Annotated in this window: 16 protein-coding genes; 8 read left to right on the top strand and 8 right to left on the bottom strand. The window is 71.4% G+C overall.

Annotated elements, in window-relative coordinates:
- Positions 1-60 precede the first annotated feature (60 nt).
- The 3 genes from BS75_RS17360 to BS75_RS17350 are packed head-to-tail and all read left to right on the top strand — an operon-like array spanning position 61 to position 2,493.
- Complete coding sequence (locus tag BS75_RS17360; protein WP_231607805.1) at positions 61-1,488, top strand: DDE-type integrase/transposase/recombinase; 1,428 nt, start codon at positions 61-63, stop codon at positions 1,486-1,488.
- The gene (locus tag BS75_RS17355) at positions 1,478-1,684 is read left to right on the top strand and encodes a hypothetical protein (RefSeq protein WP_034087040.1); all 207 of its coding nucleotides are present in this window, start codon (positions 1,478-1,480) and stop codon (positions 1,682-1,684) included. Before BS75_RS17360 ends, BS75_RS17355 begins: the two co-directional genes overlap by 11 nt.
- Entirely contained in the window at positions 1,681-2,493 is an 813-nt protein-coding gene (locus BS75_RS17350; protein ID WP_034087041.1) for an ExeA family protein, read from the top strand. Before BS75_RS17355 ends, BS75_RS17350 begins: the two co-directional genes overlap by 4 nt.
- A gap of 429 nt (positions 2,494-2,922) precedes the next feature.
- Here the strand turns inward: BS75_RS17350 and fxlM are convergent, their stop codons facing one another.
- The 7 genes from fxlM to BS75_RS17320 form a co-directional block, all read right to left on the bottom strand.
- A complete protein-coding gene (gene fxlM / locus BS75_RS17345; RefSeq protein WP_034088889.1) occupies positions 2,923-4,143 on the bottom strand; it encodes a methyltransferase, FxLD system in 1,221 nt (406 codons plus the stop codon).
- Between the two features lie 91 nt (positions 4,144-4,234).
- A complete protein-coding gene (locus BS75_RS17340) occupies positions 4,235-5,371 on the bottom strand; it encodes a lanthionine synthetase C family protein (protein ID WP_034088888.1) in 1,137 nt (378 codons plus the stop codon).
- A complete protein-coding gene (locus tag BS75_RS17335; RefSeq protein ID WP_034088887.1) occupies positions 5,368-8,397 on the bottom strand; it encodes a lantibiotic dehydratase in 3,030 nt (1,009 codons plus the stop codon). Before BS75_RS17335 ends, BS75_RS17340 begins: the two co-directional genes overlap by 4 nt.
- Before the next feature lie 85 nt (positions 8,398-8,482).
- Positions 8,483-8,653, bottom strand: coding sequence for an FxLD family lanthipeptide (locus tag BS75_RS46550; protein WP_081982398.1), 171 nt, complete (start codon positions 8,651-8,653; stop codon positions 8,483-8,485).
- 134 nt (positions 8,654-8,787) lie between these two features.
- Entirely contained in the window at positions 8,788-8,976 is a 189-nt protein-coding gene (locus BS75_RS17330) for a hypothetical protein (RefSeq protein ID WP_034088886.1), read from the bottom strand.
- Positions 8,976-9,188: a hypothetical protein gene (locus BS75_RS17325; protein ID WP_231607804.1), complete on the bottom strand. Its 213-nt coding sequence runs from the start codon at positions 9,186-9,188 to the stop codon at positions 8,976-8,978. The genes BS75_RS17330 and BS75_RS17325 overlap by 1 nt, the downstream gene beginning before the upstream one ends.
- The gene (locus tag BS75_RS17320; protein ID WP_034088884.1) at positions 9,185-9,400 is read right to left on the bottom strand and encodes a hypothetical protein; all 216 of its coding nucleotides are present in this window, start codon (positions 9,398-9,400) and stop codon (positions 9,185-9,187) included. Before BS75_RS17320 ends, BS75_RS17325 begins: the two co-directional genes overlap by 4 nt.
- A gap of 285 nt (positions 9,401-9,685) precedes the next feature.
- Here BS75_RS17320 and BS75_RS17315 point away from each other — a divergent pair, with 285 nt between their 5' ends.
- Positions 9,686-10,576 carry a helix-turn-helix domain-containing protein gene (locus tag BS75_RS17315; protein WP_034088883.1) on the top strand — a complete coding sequence of 297 codons (891 nt, stop codon included), beginning with the start codon at positions 9,686-9,688 and terminating at the stop codon, positions 10,574-10,576.
- Positions 10,560-10,790, top strand: a complete 231-nt coding sequence (locus tag BS75_RS17310) for a DUF397 domain-containing protein (protein ID WP_042441001.1) — start codon at positions 10,560-10,562, stop codon at positions 10,788-10,790. Before BS75_RS17315 ends, BS75_RS17310 begins: the two co-directional genes overlap by 17 nt.
- An 803-nt stretch (positions 10,791-11,593) precedes the next feature.
- On the opposite strand, the gene BS75_RS51500 is transcribed toward BS75_RS17310, so the two are convergent.
- Positions 11,594-11,725, bottom strand: a complete 132-nt coding sequence (locus tag BS75_RS51500) for a hypothetical protein (RefSeq protein ID WP_267970554.1) — start codon at positions 11,723-11,725, stop codon at positions 11,594-11,596.
- A gap of 188 nt (positions 11,726-11,913) precedes the next feature.
- Here BS75_RS51500 and BS75_RS44420 point away from each other — a divergent pair, with 188 nt between their 5' ends.
- The 3 genes from BS75_RS44420 (at position 11,914) to BS75_RS17295 (ending at position 15,304) form a co-directional block, all read left to right on the top strand.
- Positions 11,914-12,639 carry a hypothetical protein gene (locus BS75_RS44420; protein WP_152646391.1) on the top strand — a complete coding sequence of 242 codons (726 nt, stop codon included), beginning with the start codon at positions 11,914-11,916 and terminating at the stop codon, positions 12,637-12,639.
- 45 nt (positions 12,640-12,684) lie between these two features.
- Positions 12,685-13,758, top strand: a complete 1,074-nt coding sequence (locus BS75_RS43400; RefSeq protein WP_052069498.1) for a hypothetical protein — start codon at positions 12,685-12,687, stop codon at positions 13,756-13,758.
- Positions 13,759-13,843: 85 nt separating this feature from the next.
- The gene (locus tag BS75_RS17295; RefSeq protein WP_081982397.1) at positions 13,844-15,304 is read left to right on the top strand and encodes an IS1380 family transposase; all 1,461 of its coding nucleotides are present in this window, start codon (positions 13,844-13,846) and stop codon (positions 15,302-15,304) included.
- Positions 15,305-15,504: the final 200 nt, after the last annotated feature.

Below are 15,504 nucleotides of genomic sequence, written 5' to 3'. Positions count from 1 at the left end.
GGACTGGCGGCCGCCTTCGGTCGCCGGCCCGGCTTGGTGCTCAAGGGGAGGTCGGTGCCGGTGGCATCGCAGTACGAGGAAGAGATGCGCAAGCGCGCGGAGCGGGCCCGCCTGGTGGGTCTGTTCCGTTACGGGGTGGTCCAGGACGCGCTGGACCCGGCGCTGTCGGCCAAGCAGCGCGGAGTGCTGGTGCGCGAGATCGCCGCGTTGACCCATGTCGGCCTGGACGGGGAGCCGGTGCAGGTGGCGCGGGGCACCTTGGACCGGTGGATCCGCTCCTGGCGGGTGGGCGGCTTCGAGGCGCTGGTCCCGAACGCGATGCGGGTCGCGGCCAGGACGCCGGCCGAGGTGCTGGAGTTGGCGGCGGGCTTGAAGCGGGAGAACCCCGGGCGCACGGCGGTGCAGGTCGCGCGGGTGCTGCGGGCGCACTCGGGGTGGGCGCCCTCGGAGCGCACCTTGCAGCGGCACTTCGTGCGCCTGGGCCTGGACCAGCTCGGCCAGGACCGGCCGAAGGAGGTCTTCGGCCGGTTCGAGGCCTCGCGCCCGAACGAGCTGTGGGTCGGTGACGCATTGCACGGACCGCTGGTCGCCGGGCGCAAGACGATCCTGTTCGCGTTCCTGGACGACCACTCCCGGGCGGTGATGGCGGCCCGGTTCGGCTTCGTTGAGGACACCGTGCGCCTGGCGGTCGCGCTTCGTCCCGCGTTGGCGTCCCGGGGTGTCCCCGAAGGGGTCTATCTGGACAACGGGTCGCCGTTCGTGGACTCCTGGCTGATGCGGGCCTGCGCTGTCCTGGGGGTCAAGCTGGTCCACTCGCGACCCGGTCGACCGGAGGGCCGGGGCAAGATCGAACGCTATTTCCGCACGGTTCGGGGCCAGTTCCTGATCGAGACCGCAGACCTGGCCGACCGGCCCGCCGACCAGGCCGCAGCGGCATTGGCGGAGATGAACCGGAAGTTCACGGCCTGGGTGGAGACCGAGTACCACCCGCGCAAGCACTCCGAGACCGGTCAAGGACCACTCGCCCGCTGGCAGGAGGGCTGGGAGAAGGGCCAGGGCCCGCGGCTGCCGCATCCGGACCTGCTGCGGGAGGCGTTCTTGTGGTCCGAGTGGCGCAACGTGTCCAAGACTGCGACCGTGCGCCTGCAGTCCAACTCCTACCAGGTCGAACCCGCTCTGGCGGGACGCAAGGTCGAGCTGGTCTTCGACCCCTTCGACCTGGAGAACATCGAGGTCCGCCACGGGAGCCGCAGCTTCGGCGCCGCGACGCCCTTCGAGATCCGCCGCCACTCCCACCCCAAGGCCCGCCCCGAACTCCCACCCGAACAGCCCGCCGCCGCGACCGGGGTCAACTACCTCGCCCTGCTGGACGCCGCCCACCAGGAACAACTCGCCGGACGCATCAACTACAAGGCCCTCCTCCACGAAGACAGCGACAGCGACAGCGACAGCGACAGCGACAGCGAAGGGGATCACCGTGCCGGTTGACCTGCAAGCACTGGACCGGGCCTGGGAGCTGTCGACTCGGGCGCTGGACCTGGCCGACCGTGTCTGCCAGCGCGCGAAGCTCCGTGACACCGAGTTGGCCGACCAGGCCGTGTTCACCGCCGCGCGTCTGGCCTTCGCCCTGTTCGACCGGGCCGACGCCCTGCAGCGGGCCGCGAACGCGCAGGTGACGCGGTGATCGAGCGCCTGCAGCAGTACTTCGGCTTCACCAAGATGCCGTTCGGCAAGAGCCTGGCCCCTGGGGCTCTGCACCGTCACGGCGCGCATGCTGAGGCGGTGGCCCGGATCAGCTGGGCGGTCGCGGAGCGCGCGATCGGGGTGGTCACCGGGGAGGTCGGCGCGGGCAAGACCGTCGCTGTCCGCGCCGCCCTGGCAGCTCTGGACCCGGTCCGCCATCAGGTCATCTACCTGGGCAACCCCGCCGTGGGCTCGCGCGGGATCCACCGCGCGATCGTCTCCGCGCTGGGCGGCAGCCCGCACCCGCATACTGCCGCGCTGATCCCGCAGGCCGCCGACGCGCTGGCCACCGAACGCGCCGAGCGCGGCCGCGTCCCCGTCCTGGTGCTCGACGAGGCCCACCTGCTGAGCCACGACCAGTTGGAGTCGGTGCGGATGCTCACCAACCAGGACATGGACTCCGCGTCGCCGTTCGCCTGCCTGCTGATCGGCCAGCCCACCCTGCGCAGGAGAATCAAGATGGGCACCATGGCCGCGCTGGACCAGCGGATCGCGCTGCGGTTCGCGATGCCCCCGATGACCGGCGAGGAGACCGGCAGCTACCTCAAACACCACCTCGCCCTGGCCGGCCGGTCCGACCCGCTGTTCTCCGATGACGCCGTCCAACTGATCCACACCACCGGGCGCGGACTGCCCCGCGCGGTCAACAATCTTGCCGTCCAGGCCCTGCTCGACGTCTTCGTCCAGAACAAGACCATCGTCGACGAGGCGTCAGCACGCGCCGCTGTCGCCGAAGTCACGACAGAGTGAGCATCACCGCGGCGACATGAACACAAGGGCCGGTCCGACTCCGTCGGACCGGCCCTTCCCGTCGCTGCCCAGCACCAAAACCAATGACGCCGTCATCACCACAACGAACGTCGCTCAACAGGTGTGGCTCCACAGCGTGCGGTTCCACGAGAGAGAAGAGCTGAACTGGGTGAACGCTGGCCCCTCTCTGTCAGCCTGGACTGAGCCCGAATCCACCGACGTGATCAATGGTTGATTTTTGAGGAGGGTTCGGGGCGGTGCTCGGGGGGAGGGTGTGCGGTATTTCGGTGCCTCATCCATGCACCCGATGAGGCCAACAGCGCTGTGCGAGATGCACCTTGCCGATCTTGGTGACGACTACCGTCGTTTTGTGTCAACTACAGGTGTCAGCCGCACTTGAGGCGTGACATCTGCGCGTCGCAGCCGTGGTCAGGTCAAGGAGATGACCATGCGGCTATCGTGCTTGTCGATGGCGTAGCCGATTGCGAGTTGGTCGCCGGGTGTTCCGGCGGGGTAGACGGTGATGGTCGGGCGTGCGGTTCGGGTCCTGCCCCATGCGCGGATCTGCTCGCATAGGCGCTCGGCGAGGTCGCCTCCGGCCGGACCATGGCCGACTGCCCCGAGCTCGAACTGGGCAGGGCTTCCCTCTTCGCTCTCTTGACGGCGGGTGACGAAGTAGGCGAGGGAGTTGCCTTCGGCCAGAGCGGGGCTGCGAGAAGGGATCGCGGGCTTGCACAGGCCGGACTCGACGGCGGCGGGCAGGGCCTCGATGCGGCAGGTGCCCGCTTCGGTGGCGCTTAGACGCAGCCAGACGCCGTCGAAGGGCTCATAGCCGCCTACGGTGGTGCCGGACCAAGCCTCGGCCTTGGGCTGGTCAAGGACTCCGTGCAGGTCGGCAGGGTCGATGGGCTGGTCGATGTCCCAGTACAGGTTGACGGTTCCGTCGGCGGTGATGGTGGCGTCTCGTTCGCCGTCCTGGCCGAGCATGGGTACGAAGCCGCACAGTTGGACGTCGCTGGAGACCATGCGATCGGTCTCGCGGGTGAACGCGATGCTGCGGGTGGTGCCGCGCCACCGCAGCGGTACGACCAGGCGGCTGCCGGGGGGAAGTTGGTCCCACCAGGCGGCCGGGATGTCCCAGGCGCCGACGGCGACGATCGCCTTGTCGTAGGGGGCGTGGTCCGGGTCGCCGAGGGCTCCGTCGCGGGTGGCGACGTGCACGTGCTCGTTGCCGGTGGCGTCCAGGGCCTTGCGGGCGTGGGTGGTGACGTCGCTGTCGATGTCGACGGTGGTGACCTGCCCGTCGGGGCCGGCGAGGTGGGTGAGGAGGGCGGCGTTGTAGCCGGTGCCGGCGCCGATCTCCAGGATGCGGTCGCCGGGCTTGACGTCGAGCTGGTCGAGCATGAGGGCCACGATGGTCGGCTGGGAGGCACAGCTGAGCGCGAGTCCGCCGGCGGGGTTGGGCTTGATCGTGACGGCCTGGTCGGCGTATGCCTCCTCGAGGGTGGCGGCAGGAAGGAACGCGTCGCGGTGCACGGTGCGCATCGCGTCCTCGACGGCGCTGGACTGGATGCCTCCGGCGTCCTTGATCTGGTCAACCATGCGGTTGCGCAGGGCTTCTGCGGTGTCGGAGCTGGTGGTGGCGTTCATGCGGGGTTTCCTTCCCTGAAGGGTCTGACGGGAGGGGTGAGTGGCAGACCCTAGCGATTTCGGGTGCTTCGGGCGGGGTGACACGGCGGGTTCAGCCGGTGAGAAGCAGACAGGCATCCCAGTTCGATTCAGAGCCGGTCTGCTGGGCCAGCAGCACGCCCGTTTCACCTTCCAGGAACCCGCGGTGTGCCGGTCTCCTGTGCTGGTCCAGGCGGGCGCGCAGGCCCGGTAGGAGGTCGGCCAGGGTGCCGCTGCTGCTGTCGGCGGATATTCGCTCGGTTGCACGCAGGAGCCCGGCCCAGCCGTGGCACAGCGAGGCGTCGGTGATCTGGGCCAACTGGTCCTCGTTGTGAAGGCAACCGGCCATGGCCGCCTCCGCGCGGCTCTGGAGGCGGGTGTCGTCGATGGCGAGGGCGGCGAGTTGCTGGGCGCGGGCCAGACCTGGTGTGCCGTAGCACCAGCTCGGGCGTCCTGCTCCACGTTGACGGCTGGTACGCGAGCGCCATTCGGGCAGGGAGATCGTCTCCGGCCACCAGGCCCGCGTGTCGGTGCCTGTGCGCCACTGGTCGAGTTGGGCACAGATCCGCGCGAGGGCCTCGGGCTGTCCGGCCACGGTGGTGCCGTGCCGCATGGCCGTCGCCATCAGGGCGAGAATGCCGGAACCGCCATGCGCGATGCCCAGGTTGCCGTGACCGCCGGGCCAGGATGGCGAGGGCTGCCCTTGGGGTCCGTCGCCGGTCCACCAGCCGGGCAGGGCCTCGCCGTTGACCGTGACCGGCTCGATGAGCCGCACGAGGTAGGCCAGGACGTCTCGCAGCAGGTCGCCTCCGCGGTGGCGGTGCAGGAGGTAGGCGCCGATACCGGTCAGGCCGCCGATCAGGTCGAACTCCCGCAGGGCGGGCAGCCGTCCCTCGTCGATGCGCTGGTGGGCCTGGTCGAGGCGTGTCCGGGTGAGGGCGGCGATGTGTTGGTCGAGGATGTCCAGCATGGTTTTGTAGGCGGGTTGGGTGGCGCTGTGGAGGGTGAAGGCGACGGCGGGTGCCCCGTAGAACAGGCCGCAGGCGGCCGGGTCGGCGACCACCGGGTCGCGGGTCATGGCGGCGGCCCACCGGTGGACGGCACCCCAGGTGCCGGCCCCGGTACGGGCTGCCTCAATGTCCACCAGGGCGATGCCGGGGGCGCCGGTGCCCAGGCTCTGGCTCCAGTCGGCCTGCTGTGATGCGTTCACCTCGCACTGCCCCGCTGGTCCTGCTGGGCCTGGTGGGCGCGGGCTGCCTGCCGGGCCAGGCGGCGGCAGGTCCATTCGCTGTCCCGGTCCAGGCCAAGGGCCCGGTTGTGGTGCATGTGCAGCAGCGACTCCAGGACGCTGGCGGTGTCGGCGTCGGCGGGCAGGCTGGTCCGGTAGAACGCCAGGGCCAGCGCGCGGGCCTTCACTGCCTGGGCCACTTCGTCCGGCCACCGGGGGGCCGGGTCCAGGGCCAGGGTGATGGCCTGGTCGGCGAGGTGCCGGCCGACCGGTTTCGCGGCAGGGGTGGGCCGCTCCGCGAGCCAGGTCATCGCCGCGGCATGTCCGAGGAACCCGCAGGTGATGTCGACCATGCCTGCGGCGACCAGTGCAGCCGGGTCGAGGACTGCGGCGGGCAGGAGCCGCAGTGCGGCGGTCACCGCGGTCGAGTCGGCGCTGAACACCGCCTCGGCGGCCTTCATGGCCGGGCCTTCGCCGTAGCGGCCGACCTCGGGGGTGTACGTGTCCAACGCCAGACCGGAGGCGAGTCCGTCGCGCCGCAGCTGTTCGGCCCACGCGCCGATGATCCCTGCGTACTGCCCGTAGCGCTCCGCGTGGCGGGTGCGGAACCTGAGCCGCAGGTGGTCGGTCTCGTTCGGGCTGCGGTAGCGGACGAACCAGAACTGCGGGGCGCCGGGCAGCGTGTCCAGCAGCGGGGGAAGGCGCCGGGTGAGGATCTCGTCGTACTGCTCGGGGTGGGTGTGGAGCTTCGCGTTCAGCCACCGGCTTCTCGGGGAGGCAGGTAGTGATCCGTGGGCGTTGTTGGTGATCGTCGGCAGCGGCCCGGCCAGGGGCGATGGTGCTGGCGGGCGGGTGGTGACCAGCGGCACGGCGACCTCGTGGACGTGCCCCTCGAGCCAGCCGAGCGAGCCGGGGCCGACGGCCTCGGTCAGGACGGCGGTGTGGTGGCGTCGCAGGTGGGCGTGCAGGATCGCGGCGTGGAGGGGCTCGCCGAGGTTCAGCCGCAGGGTCCGGTCCTCGTCGCGCAGTTCGACGGTCCGCGGGCAACCCCACCGCTTCCGCCAGTCGTCCAGCGCCCCGGGGGTGGCCAGGTCGGTGGTGGTCAGGGTCCAGCGGGCCGGGGACAGGACGCAACGGCCGTAGCTGACCCTGGGCAGGTAGGGCAGTTGGGCGGCGGCCGGTCCCCAGTCGAAGCCGGTCCAGGCGGTGGTGAAGGCGCGGGGCAGATGGACGAGGAACCGTGCCAGCGGCGGCGCCTGCTTGTCCAAGGCCATGGCGTGGAACACCAGCGGCTCGACCACTTGCCGCCGCGAGACGCTGACCAGGTGCAGCCGGTCGCGGGTTGCGGTCACCGCCAGGTCCTCCAGGTCAATGACCGTCGTCGCCGGATCGTCAGGGTGCCGGTGCTCTCCCAGGGCGATGACGTGGGGCAGGTAGGCCGGGATGCGGCAGACGTTCTCGGCGTGCGGGTACAGCGGTGGGAACGACAACTGCGCGGGCAGCGCTCCGGCGGTCAGGGTGGGCAGTCCCCGGTAGACCTCGGCCAGACCATTGCCGGTGGCCACCGGGGTGAAGCGCGAGGTGAGGGTGCCCGCCGAGCGGGCCGGGGTCACGGTCACCGTGAAGTCGCCGCGTGCCAGCGCCATGGCGTCGGCCGCGTGGAGGCGGGCCGCGATCTCGACGTGCGGGGCGATCTGTCCCTCCTCGAACCCTGCGGTACCAGCGAGTTGGTCGATGGTCTGGTCGGTCAGGACGATCTCGCCGCTGCGGTCGGCGGCCGTCTGCCATGCCAGGGCCAGGAGCCGCTGGTCACGGGCGGTGGTTCCGGTCACGGGCGGGGCCATCATGCTGCCGGGGTACTCGGCGGGGAAGCCGAGTCCGGCGGCGGGGTCCAGGACTTCGGTGAGCGGGACCAGGGCGCCGGTGCCGTACTTCTCCCAGAACGCGCAGTGGTACTGCTTCCACACTGCGTCGCCGGTCGGCTGGCGGGTCAGCCGCAGCAGCGCGGTGGCGGCGCGTTCGAGTTCGCGGGCGACTTCGCCGGGCAGTTGCACATCGCAGTCCAGGACCAGGTCCACCGCCAGCGGGCTGCGACCGGCCCCGGACAGGTCCCGCAGGCGGCGGGTGATCTCCTCGCGGCCCGTCCCGTCGCCGGCCTGGTTGTGCTGGTTCAGATCGGCCCAGGCGGCTTCCAGGTCCCGCAGGACCGGCACCGCCGACGCCACAGCCTCAGCCCCGGCCGCGTGGAGCCGGTCGATTACATAGCCGAGCGGGTCGGTGACCGTGAGCGGGGCCCGCAGGCTGGTGATCAGGAAGCCCTGGCGCACCAGGTCGGCAAGGACGCCGTCGACCCGTGCCCGACTCGCCCCGGGGGCGGCACCGGCGAGGGTGCCGGCCAGGGTCTTGTACGGGGCGGGGACAGCGGCGGCGTCCCGAAGGGCCCGCACAGCGCTGGTGTTGCGGATGCTGACGCGGTTCGTACCTGCCCGGGGGATCTGGATGCGCGCGCCGCGCCGGGCGGCGAGGTTGTTGAACACCAGGTCCAGGCGTTGCAGCAGGCCGGGCATGGCTTCGAGGCGTTCGATGACGGCGGCCAGCCACTGGGTGTCGACGCGGGCCACCGGCCGGTGGCCGGTGCCGAACCGCACGGCGGCAGCCGGCCCGAGCGTCGCGTGGGCGACCCCGGCGAACAGGCCGAACGGTGTCGGGCGGCCGGTGGAGCGAAGGAGGTAGCGGGCCGTGGACTGGGTCGCGCTGCGGACGTGCCGGTCGGGCACCGCCGGGTCCGCGACGATGGCGTCGATCTGGCGGCCCAGGCTCCAACTGGCCTCGCGTACCGCGATGGCAAAGTCCGGCCGCGACCAGACATGGGCCAGCCACCGGCGGCAGTCCCCGGTGTCGTCCGGGTCCGGCCACCAGTCGGGGGCGCGGGTCAGCGATGCGGTGGCGGCTCGTAGCAGGGCGGTGCCGGTGTGCTGGTAGAGCGGCTTCCTACCGGGGGAGCGCATCTGTTCCTCCGCTGTTCGCGGCCGACGGGGGCCCGAGACCGGGGCAGGGAGCCCCGGTCCCGGGTGGAGCGGCAGAACGGGTGGATCAGACCGCGCTGTTGCAGGCGCTCGCGCACGTCGAGCCGCAGCCGTCCGAGGTGTCGCAGCCCGGGATCGCGGCGGTCCCGACCTCGGTGATCACGGTCAGGTCCAGGTCGAGCGGGTCGACGTCGGCCCCGGTGGTGCGGTCCAGGGAGCTCGGTGCTGTGGGTGCCATCTCGGTTCCTCCTACTGGTGGGGTGGTGCGGCTGCCCTGTTCGGCGGGGCCGCCGCGTCCGCCCGGGGTGCCGGGCGGAGGCTGGTGCCGGCCCGCCCCGCCGGGCTCACGCACGACAGCGGGGCGGGCCGGGGTCACGGGGTGCCCGGTGGCGGGATGTCCGGGGCGGACACCGGGACCGGACGCGGCGAGGCGTCCACGGAGCACGGGCACGGCTCGCGGGCCACGATCGCCAGCAGGGAAAGGAGCGCGGCCCCGGCGGCGGCGCACACGGCGCCCATGGCGATCTGGACCCGGTCGCCTCCGGTGTGGCGGCCGCTCATCACGACCGCCCGTGGCCCGGTCGCCTGCCCCAGGTCCCGCGTCGGGCCACGACGGTCACCGAAGCCGGGTCCTCGACGGGCCGTTCCCCGCCGCCGGCCAGCGGGCGCACGATCGGCACGCCGCGCCGGATGTCGGTGACCACCTGCTCGGGGCCGTCACCGACCTGGACGAGGTCGCCGACCGCGGGACGGTCCACGGGTGCGGCGCTCACGCGGTGACGCCCGCAGCCGTGCGCTTGGCGATGGCCTGGTCGGCCTGGGTGCGGAACAGCTCGACCTCGCCGGGAGCGAGGATCAGCAGCGTGTCGACGGTCGTGCCGTCGACGTAGTGGACCTGGACCGGAAGGGCGGCCTGCTGGGCGAGAGGGTCGTAGGCGACGTCGCGTTTGCGGGGACTGACGTGGGTGATGTGCCGTTCGATCATGGCGGACGCTCCGGGGCTGTGGATGCCGCCGCACGGCCCCGTCGGGGGAAGAGGCCGTGCGGCGGCCGTCTGGGCGGGCTGCGACCGTGCGTCAGCAGCCGTCAGAAAGTGACGAAGAGTCACCTTTCCGCGCCTCCAAGGTTCCTCTGGCAGCCGCCAACTCACAAGGTTGTAACCCGAATTAGCAAAAGAAGGCATGGCTGTTCCATCGACTTGTGAACCTGGGTGGTGGAACACTGCACCGCAGGGACTGAACTTCGCACCGCACAAGGGGAGGACAGCACCATGCCGAACGTGCACGCAGCCCCGACGCTCCGCCGCCGGCGCCTCGGTGAGGCACTGCGGAACTACCGCTCAGCGGCGGGGCTGAGCCTGGACCAGGCTGTCGAGAGGATGGAGGGCAGCTGGGACGGTCCGAAGCTGTCGCGCATCGAGAACGCCAAGGCCCGGATCAGCCCGAAGGAAGTCAGCGTCCTGCTAGGCGAGTACGGCGTCACCGATCCGGAGATCGTCGCCGCTCTGGAGGAGCTCGCCCGCACTGCGGGTAGGACCGGGTGGTGGACCGCCTACGGCGGGGCCGTGCCCCAGCACCTCCAGGACACCATCTCCGCGCAGGACGACGCGGAGAGCATCCGCCAGTACCACCCCACCGCGATCCCCGGCCTGCTGCAGATCGGCGCCTACGCGCGCGAGATCACGGCGGCCACCGCCTTCAACCTGCCGCCCGAGGAGCACGCCGCCATCGTGGAGGTGCGGATCGCGCGCCAGGCGATCCTGACCAGGCCGCGGAACCCGGTGAAGTACTGGGCCGTCATCCACGAGTCCCTGCTGATGCAGCGGTTCGCCTCGCACCCTTCCCTGATGCGCGAACAGCTCCGCCACCTGCTGGACATGGCCGACCTGCCGAACGTCACCATCCAGGTCATGCCGCTGACCGCCGGGGCCCATCCCGGCGCGTCCGGCAACCTGACCATCACCCAGTTCCCCAAGTCCTGGCCCGCGCTGATCTCGGTAGAGAACCGCCACGATATGCGCTACCAGGAAGACGACGCCGAGGAGACGAAGCTCTACGGGGAGTACTTCGACCGGATCGTCGCCTCAGCACTGCCCGCGGACCAGTCGCGGGAGACCATCAGGAAACACATGGAAGGGATCGGCCATGAGCACCACCCCTGACCGCAAGGAAGCCCTGTACGCGCTCGACCTGACCGACGCGCAGTGGCGCACCTCGCCCCTGACCGGGAACGGCGCGGACTGCGTCGAGATCACCGACCTGCCCGATGGCGGCATCGCGGTGCGCGACTCCAAGAACCCCGACCGCCCGGACCTGCGCTTCAATGCCCGCGAATGGGCCGCGTTCACCGGCGGCCTCAAGCAGAACTGGACCTGACCGCACCTGAGAACCGAGGCCGCTTCCCCCCGCCGATAACAGGGGGAAGCGGCCTCGGCCGTCCTGAGAGTCCATCCCCGGACGGCCGCGCCCCAAAACCGTACGGGCCCGCGCCCCGATACGGCCCGGACCTGATCGACGCGGGCCAGCGGGCAGTGCATGGCCGACCCGCCTCTGCCGCCCCAGCTCTGGCCCACCCTCTGCGGGGTGGCGCCGACTGCCGACGGTTCTCAGCTGTCTCCTGCACCGTTCTGCGATGGCACCTCGGCCTGGTCGCCGAGCGTCCTGCCGGGCTCGACACAGACGAGCACCCGGTGCTCCTCCCGGCTCCGAACGGCTACCTGCCCGGAGGAGACATCGCCTCCCTGTGGCGCCAGTCCCGAGGCTTCGCGGCCGGCCGCGAACTCTTCGCCTGGGGACTGTTCAGCCGCAACTACTGGCTCGACGACGAGATGGGCGAGCTCGTCACGATCCTTGACCTACTCGCGCCCCACATCGAAGAGACCGGCTACGGCTCCGGCTATCTAGGGCTGTTGGTCTCTCATGCCTGTTCAGCGGTTGGACAAGCAAGTGAGGCATGTATGGCACGGTCCCGTACGGCATGTGTACGAGTCCTGCGGCCAGGGCGGGTGCGGTGGTCGCGAGGCGCGGGTATGCCGACGGTCTGGCCCGCAGCCCGTCATGTGAGTGATCATGCTGTCGGGCTGGGCATCCGGGAGGGGTTTCGCTGTCCGGGCGGGAACCGGTCTACCAGTTCCCGCCCGGGTGGTGCGCCCGTCGGGCCGGGCTGCCGACGGGTGGTTTCAGTGTTCGAGGAGCCAGGTGATCAGAGCGTGGACGGCTCCGGAGACGGCGCCGCGCAGGACGGCGGCGCGGTAGGCCGCGGTCTGGGCGGTGTCGCTGGGGTGCGGGTGGTGCCGGGGCTCGCGGGTCATGGTGCCCTCCCTGAGATGCGGGTACTGCGTGCGGGACGTGGTGTCCCGGGTCCAGGGAAGCTGCGGGTACTGATTCCGGCGATGCGCCGCGGGCATGGTGGGGGTTCTCTAGCCTGGTGGGCGGGATGATTCCGGCGCTTCCGGCGCTTCCGGCTCGGAGCGTCCCCGGAGGTGGGGAGGGGACGGCGGTGGGCGAGTCGGCACAGCGGTTCACCCAGGATTTACAGGCGTTGTACGCCGCGGCGGGCTCCCCGCCCCTGTCGGAACTCGTACGGCACGACGAGGGGCAGGTACGTCCGGCCGGGCTCAACGACGCGACGATGAGCGGCTGGCTCAAGGGCCCCGGCGTGCCGGGACCGGGCAGCACTCGGGCCTTCGCTGTGTTCGTGATGCTGCTGGAGGGACAGGCCGGCAAGCGCCCGGGCCACGCCCGGCGCAGCGCACAGGAATGGGATCGGCTGCGCGTCGCGGCGCACGCCGAGCGGCAGGCCGGGCGCCGGGGGCGGACCGTGAAGGACGGACCGCTCGACCCGCCGGATCCCGACGCGCCTTTCGCCCCGGTGGGTGTGCCGATCGGGTCGTGTGACCCGCTGGACCTGGAGGTACACCCGGCCGAGAACGGCTCCGGGCGCGATGCCGCGGCCCGGCTGCCCGGGTACGTGCCCCGCGCGCATGATGCGCAGCTGGCGGCGGTGGTGGCGCAGGCCGCGGCCGGGCGCAGCGTGATGGCGGTGCTGGTGGGCTCCTCCTCCACCGGCAAGACCCGGGCGTGCTGGGAGGCGATCCAGCCGCTGGCGCACGCCGGGGCGGGCTGGCGGCTGTGGCATCCATTCGACCCGACCCGCGCCGATGCCGCCCTGGCCGGGATCCAAGCGGTCGGGCCGCGCACGGTGGTGTGGCTCAACGAGGCCTAGCACTACCTGGGTGCCGGGGAGAAGCTGGCCGCGGCCCTGCACCGGTTGCTGACCGATCCGGACCGGGCCCCGGTGCTGGTACTGGGCACGCTGTGGAAGGACTACCACGACACGTACACCGCGCTGCCCGGCCCCGGCGCGATGGATCCGTACGCGCGGGTACGCGAGCTGCTGGCCGGCCGGTCCATCGCGGTGCCCGACGCGTTCGACGGCACGGCCCTGGCCGCGGCCCGCCGGCTCGCGGCGGGCGGGGACCAGCTGCTGGATGCGGCGCTCGAGCGCGGGCACGACAGGCGGGTGGCCCAGCACCTAGCCGGCGCGCCCGCGCTGCTGGAGCGCTACCACGATGTGTCCCCGCCGGCCCGGGCGCTGCTGGACGCGGCCAGCGACGCCCTCCGCCTGGGCGTGGGCCTGTACCTGCCGCTGGAGTTCCTCGCCCACGCCGTCGACGGCCCCGGTTACCTCGGGCAGGACGACTACGACACCCTGGCCGAAGACTGGCTGGAACAGGCCCGGGCCGAACTGGCCCGACCAGTGCACGGCAACCTCGCCCCGCTGCGCCGGATACGGCACGCCCCCGACCACCGCCCTCTGGACTCGGCCCATGCGTCGGCCGTCGCGGCATCCGGGCTGCGCTACCGCCTGGCGGACTACCTCGAACAGCACACCCGCCACGAACGCCGGTTACTGTGCCCGCCCGCGTCCTTCTGGCACGCCGCCCACCAGCACCTGACCGACCCCGAAGACCTCAACCACCTCGCCGACGCCGCTGAGTGCCGCCAACGACTGCAATGGGCCGACGCCCTCTACCGGCGCGCCGTCGACGCCGGGAACACCGACGCGCTGACCCGGCTCGCCTGGCTGCGGGAGCGAGTTGGGGACCGGGAGGGTGCCGACGCCCTCTACTGGCGTGCCGCCGACGCCGGGAACACCTACGCCCTATGCTGGCTCGCCGAGCTGCGGAGGCTGGCCGGGGACCGGGAGGGTGCCGAAGCCCTCTATCGGCGCGCCGCCGACGCCGGGATCGCCGACGTGCTGCTCCACCTCGCCGAACTACGGGAGCAGGCCGGGGACCACGAGGGCGCCAACCTCGGATATTCAGCCGGGAATGTGAGCTGACGTACAGACAGCAGAAGGGTACCTCCCACCTGCGATGATCTGATTGCTGAGATCAAGAACGTCGCAGAGAAGAGACACCCAACAGGTGCAGAGTACCCAATGGGATCACCGGCTCGATGTGCGGGCCGACGGGAAGAGCCTGGTCGGGCACGCGGGCATCGTGCTGCTGCGCAGGGTCGCCGACCGGCTCGGCCTGGCCCGCGCGCTGGCCGCCGTGCTCCCGGCAGGCAGCGGGCCGCGATGGCGGGACCGCGGCCTGGCGCTGGTCCAGCTGGCCTGCGCAATCGCCATGGGAGCGACGAACCTGCTGGAGGCCGAGCAACTGCAGTACCACTGGCGGCCGTTGTTCCCGCTCCCGGTCTCCGACAGCACCCTGCGCCGCACCCTGGAGGCGATCGACGCCCCGGTCGCCGTGCGTGTCGAGCGGGTGCGGGCCGCGATCCGCCGTGCGGTGTGGACCTGGCTGGCGCTGCGGCCGGGAGGCTTCCCCTGGATACAGGTCGCCGGCCGGGTGCTGACCGGCTGGTATGTGCTGGACCTGGACGCCACCATCGTGCCCTGCACCAGCAGGAAGGAAGGCGCGGCCGGTACCTACAAAGGATCCTTCGGACACATGCCGCTGGGAGCGTGGGTGGCTAACACCCGAGAATGCGTCGCGATGCTGCTGAGGCCGGGCAACGCGCCGCCCAACGACATCGCCGACCACAAGACGGTCCTCGCCGCAGCCCTGCGGCAGCTCCCGCTGCCAGCCTGGTCGAAGCTGCTGGTCCGGATCGACGGCGCGGCGTTCTCCCACGGCCTGCTCGACCACCTCCAGGCCCTGACCACCACTCGGCGCCGGGTCCGCTTCATCACCGGCTGGGCCATCAACGAAGCCGACGAGCAGGCCATCGCCCTGCTGCCCGGACACGTGTGGACGGCGGCACTGCGCCAGGACGGCAGCCTCCACGAGATCAAGGGCGAGGACGGCCAGACCGTCACCTACCAGGTCGCCGAGATCACCGGCCTGCGCGACCTGTCGGGCTGGCCCACCGGCCTGCGGCTGATCGTGCGCCGGGTCAAACCCTCGCGCCGCGACGCGAAGAAGCTGACCGCCTTCGAGAAGAAGACCGGCTGGCGCTACCAGGTCGTGGCCACCGACATCCCCGCTCACCACGGCCTTTCCGCCGTCTCCGGCTCCGGCCAGGCCTGGTTCCTCGACGCCTTGTACCGTGACCACGCCGAGGTGGAGGATCGGGTGAAGGCGATCAAGCGGGTTGGCCTCGGACTGCTGCCCTCCAAGTCCTGGCAGGTCAACACGGCCTGGGTGCTGGCAGCCACCCTCGCCGCCGACCTCGACGCCTGGACCCGTCTCCTGCTCTTGCACGACGAGCCCGAACTGGCGAAGGCCGAACCGGCAACGATCCGCAGGAAGCTCTACCACCAGCCCGCCCGCCTCACCGCCCACGCCAGACGCCGCACCCTGCACCTGGACCAGCGATGGCCCTGGGCAGCGGCTTTCACGACCGCCTGGCGGCACGCCACCGAACTTCCGGCCCTCAACTGACGGCCGGCCACCACCCCGACGAGGACCAGCAAGGAGGCAACGCAGGCACCGGGCCGTGGAACCCGGCGCACACCGCAGCGTCACGCGACGAACCGACCTCGAACGGCCGAGGACATATCGGTCAACCAGCCGAGCCGACCACCGACATCAGACCGCTGAGCAATCGAGGCCAAGGCCCTAAAACGCTATGGCCTTAACCC

The sequence above is a fragment of the Streptacidiphilus albus JL83 genome, assembly GCF_000744705.1.
Classification (GTDB): Bacteria; Actinomycetota; Actinomycetes; order Streptomycetales; family Streptomycetaceae; genus Streptacidiphilus; species Streptacidiphilus albus.
Note: the sequence above shows the minus strand (reverse complement) of the source record. Positions and strands in the feature narration are given on the sequence as shown.

Coding starts and splice junctions, on each gene's coding strand:
- BS75_RS17330 (WP_034088886.1), bottom strand. CDS start 8,976: ATGAGCGGCCGCCACACCGGAGGCGACCGGGTCCAGATCGCCATGGGC.
- BS75_RS51500 (WP_267970554.1), bottom strand. CDS start 11,725: ATGACCCGCGAGCCCCGGCACCACCCGCACCCCAGCGACACCGCCCAG.
- fxlM (WP_034088889.1), bottom strand. CDS start 4,143: ATGAACGCCACCACCAGCTCCGACACCGCAGAAGCCCTGCGCAACCGC.
- BS75_RS17320 (WP_034088884.1), bottom strand. CDS start 9,400: ATGATCGAACGGCACATCACCCACGTCAGTCCCCGCAAACGCGACGTC.
- BS75_RS46550 (WP_081982398.1), bottom strand. CDS start 8,653: ATGGCACCCACAGCACCGAGCTCCCTGGACCGCACCACCGGGGCCGAC.
- BS75_RS17335 (WP_034088887.1), bottom strand. CDS start 8,397: ATGCGCTCCCCCGGTAGGAAGCCGCTCTACCAGCACACCGGCACCGCC.
- BS75_RS17315 (WP_034088883.1), top strand. CDS start 9,686: ATGCCGAACGTGCACGCAGCCCCGACGCTCCGCCGCCGGCGCCTCGGT.
- BS75_RS17310 (WP_042441001.1), top strand. CDS start 10,560: ATGAGCACCACCCCTGACCGCAAGGAAGCCCTGTACGCGCTCGACCTG.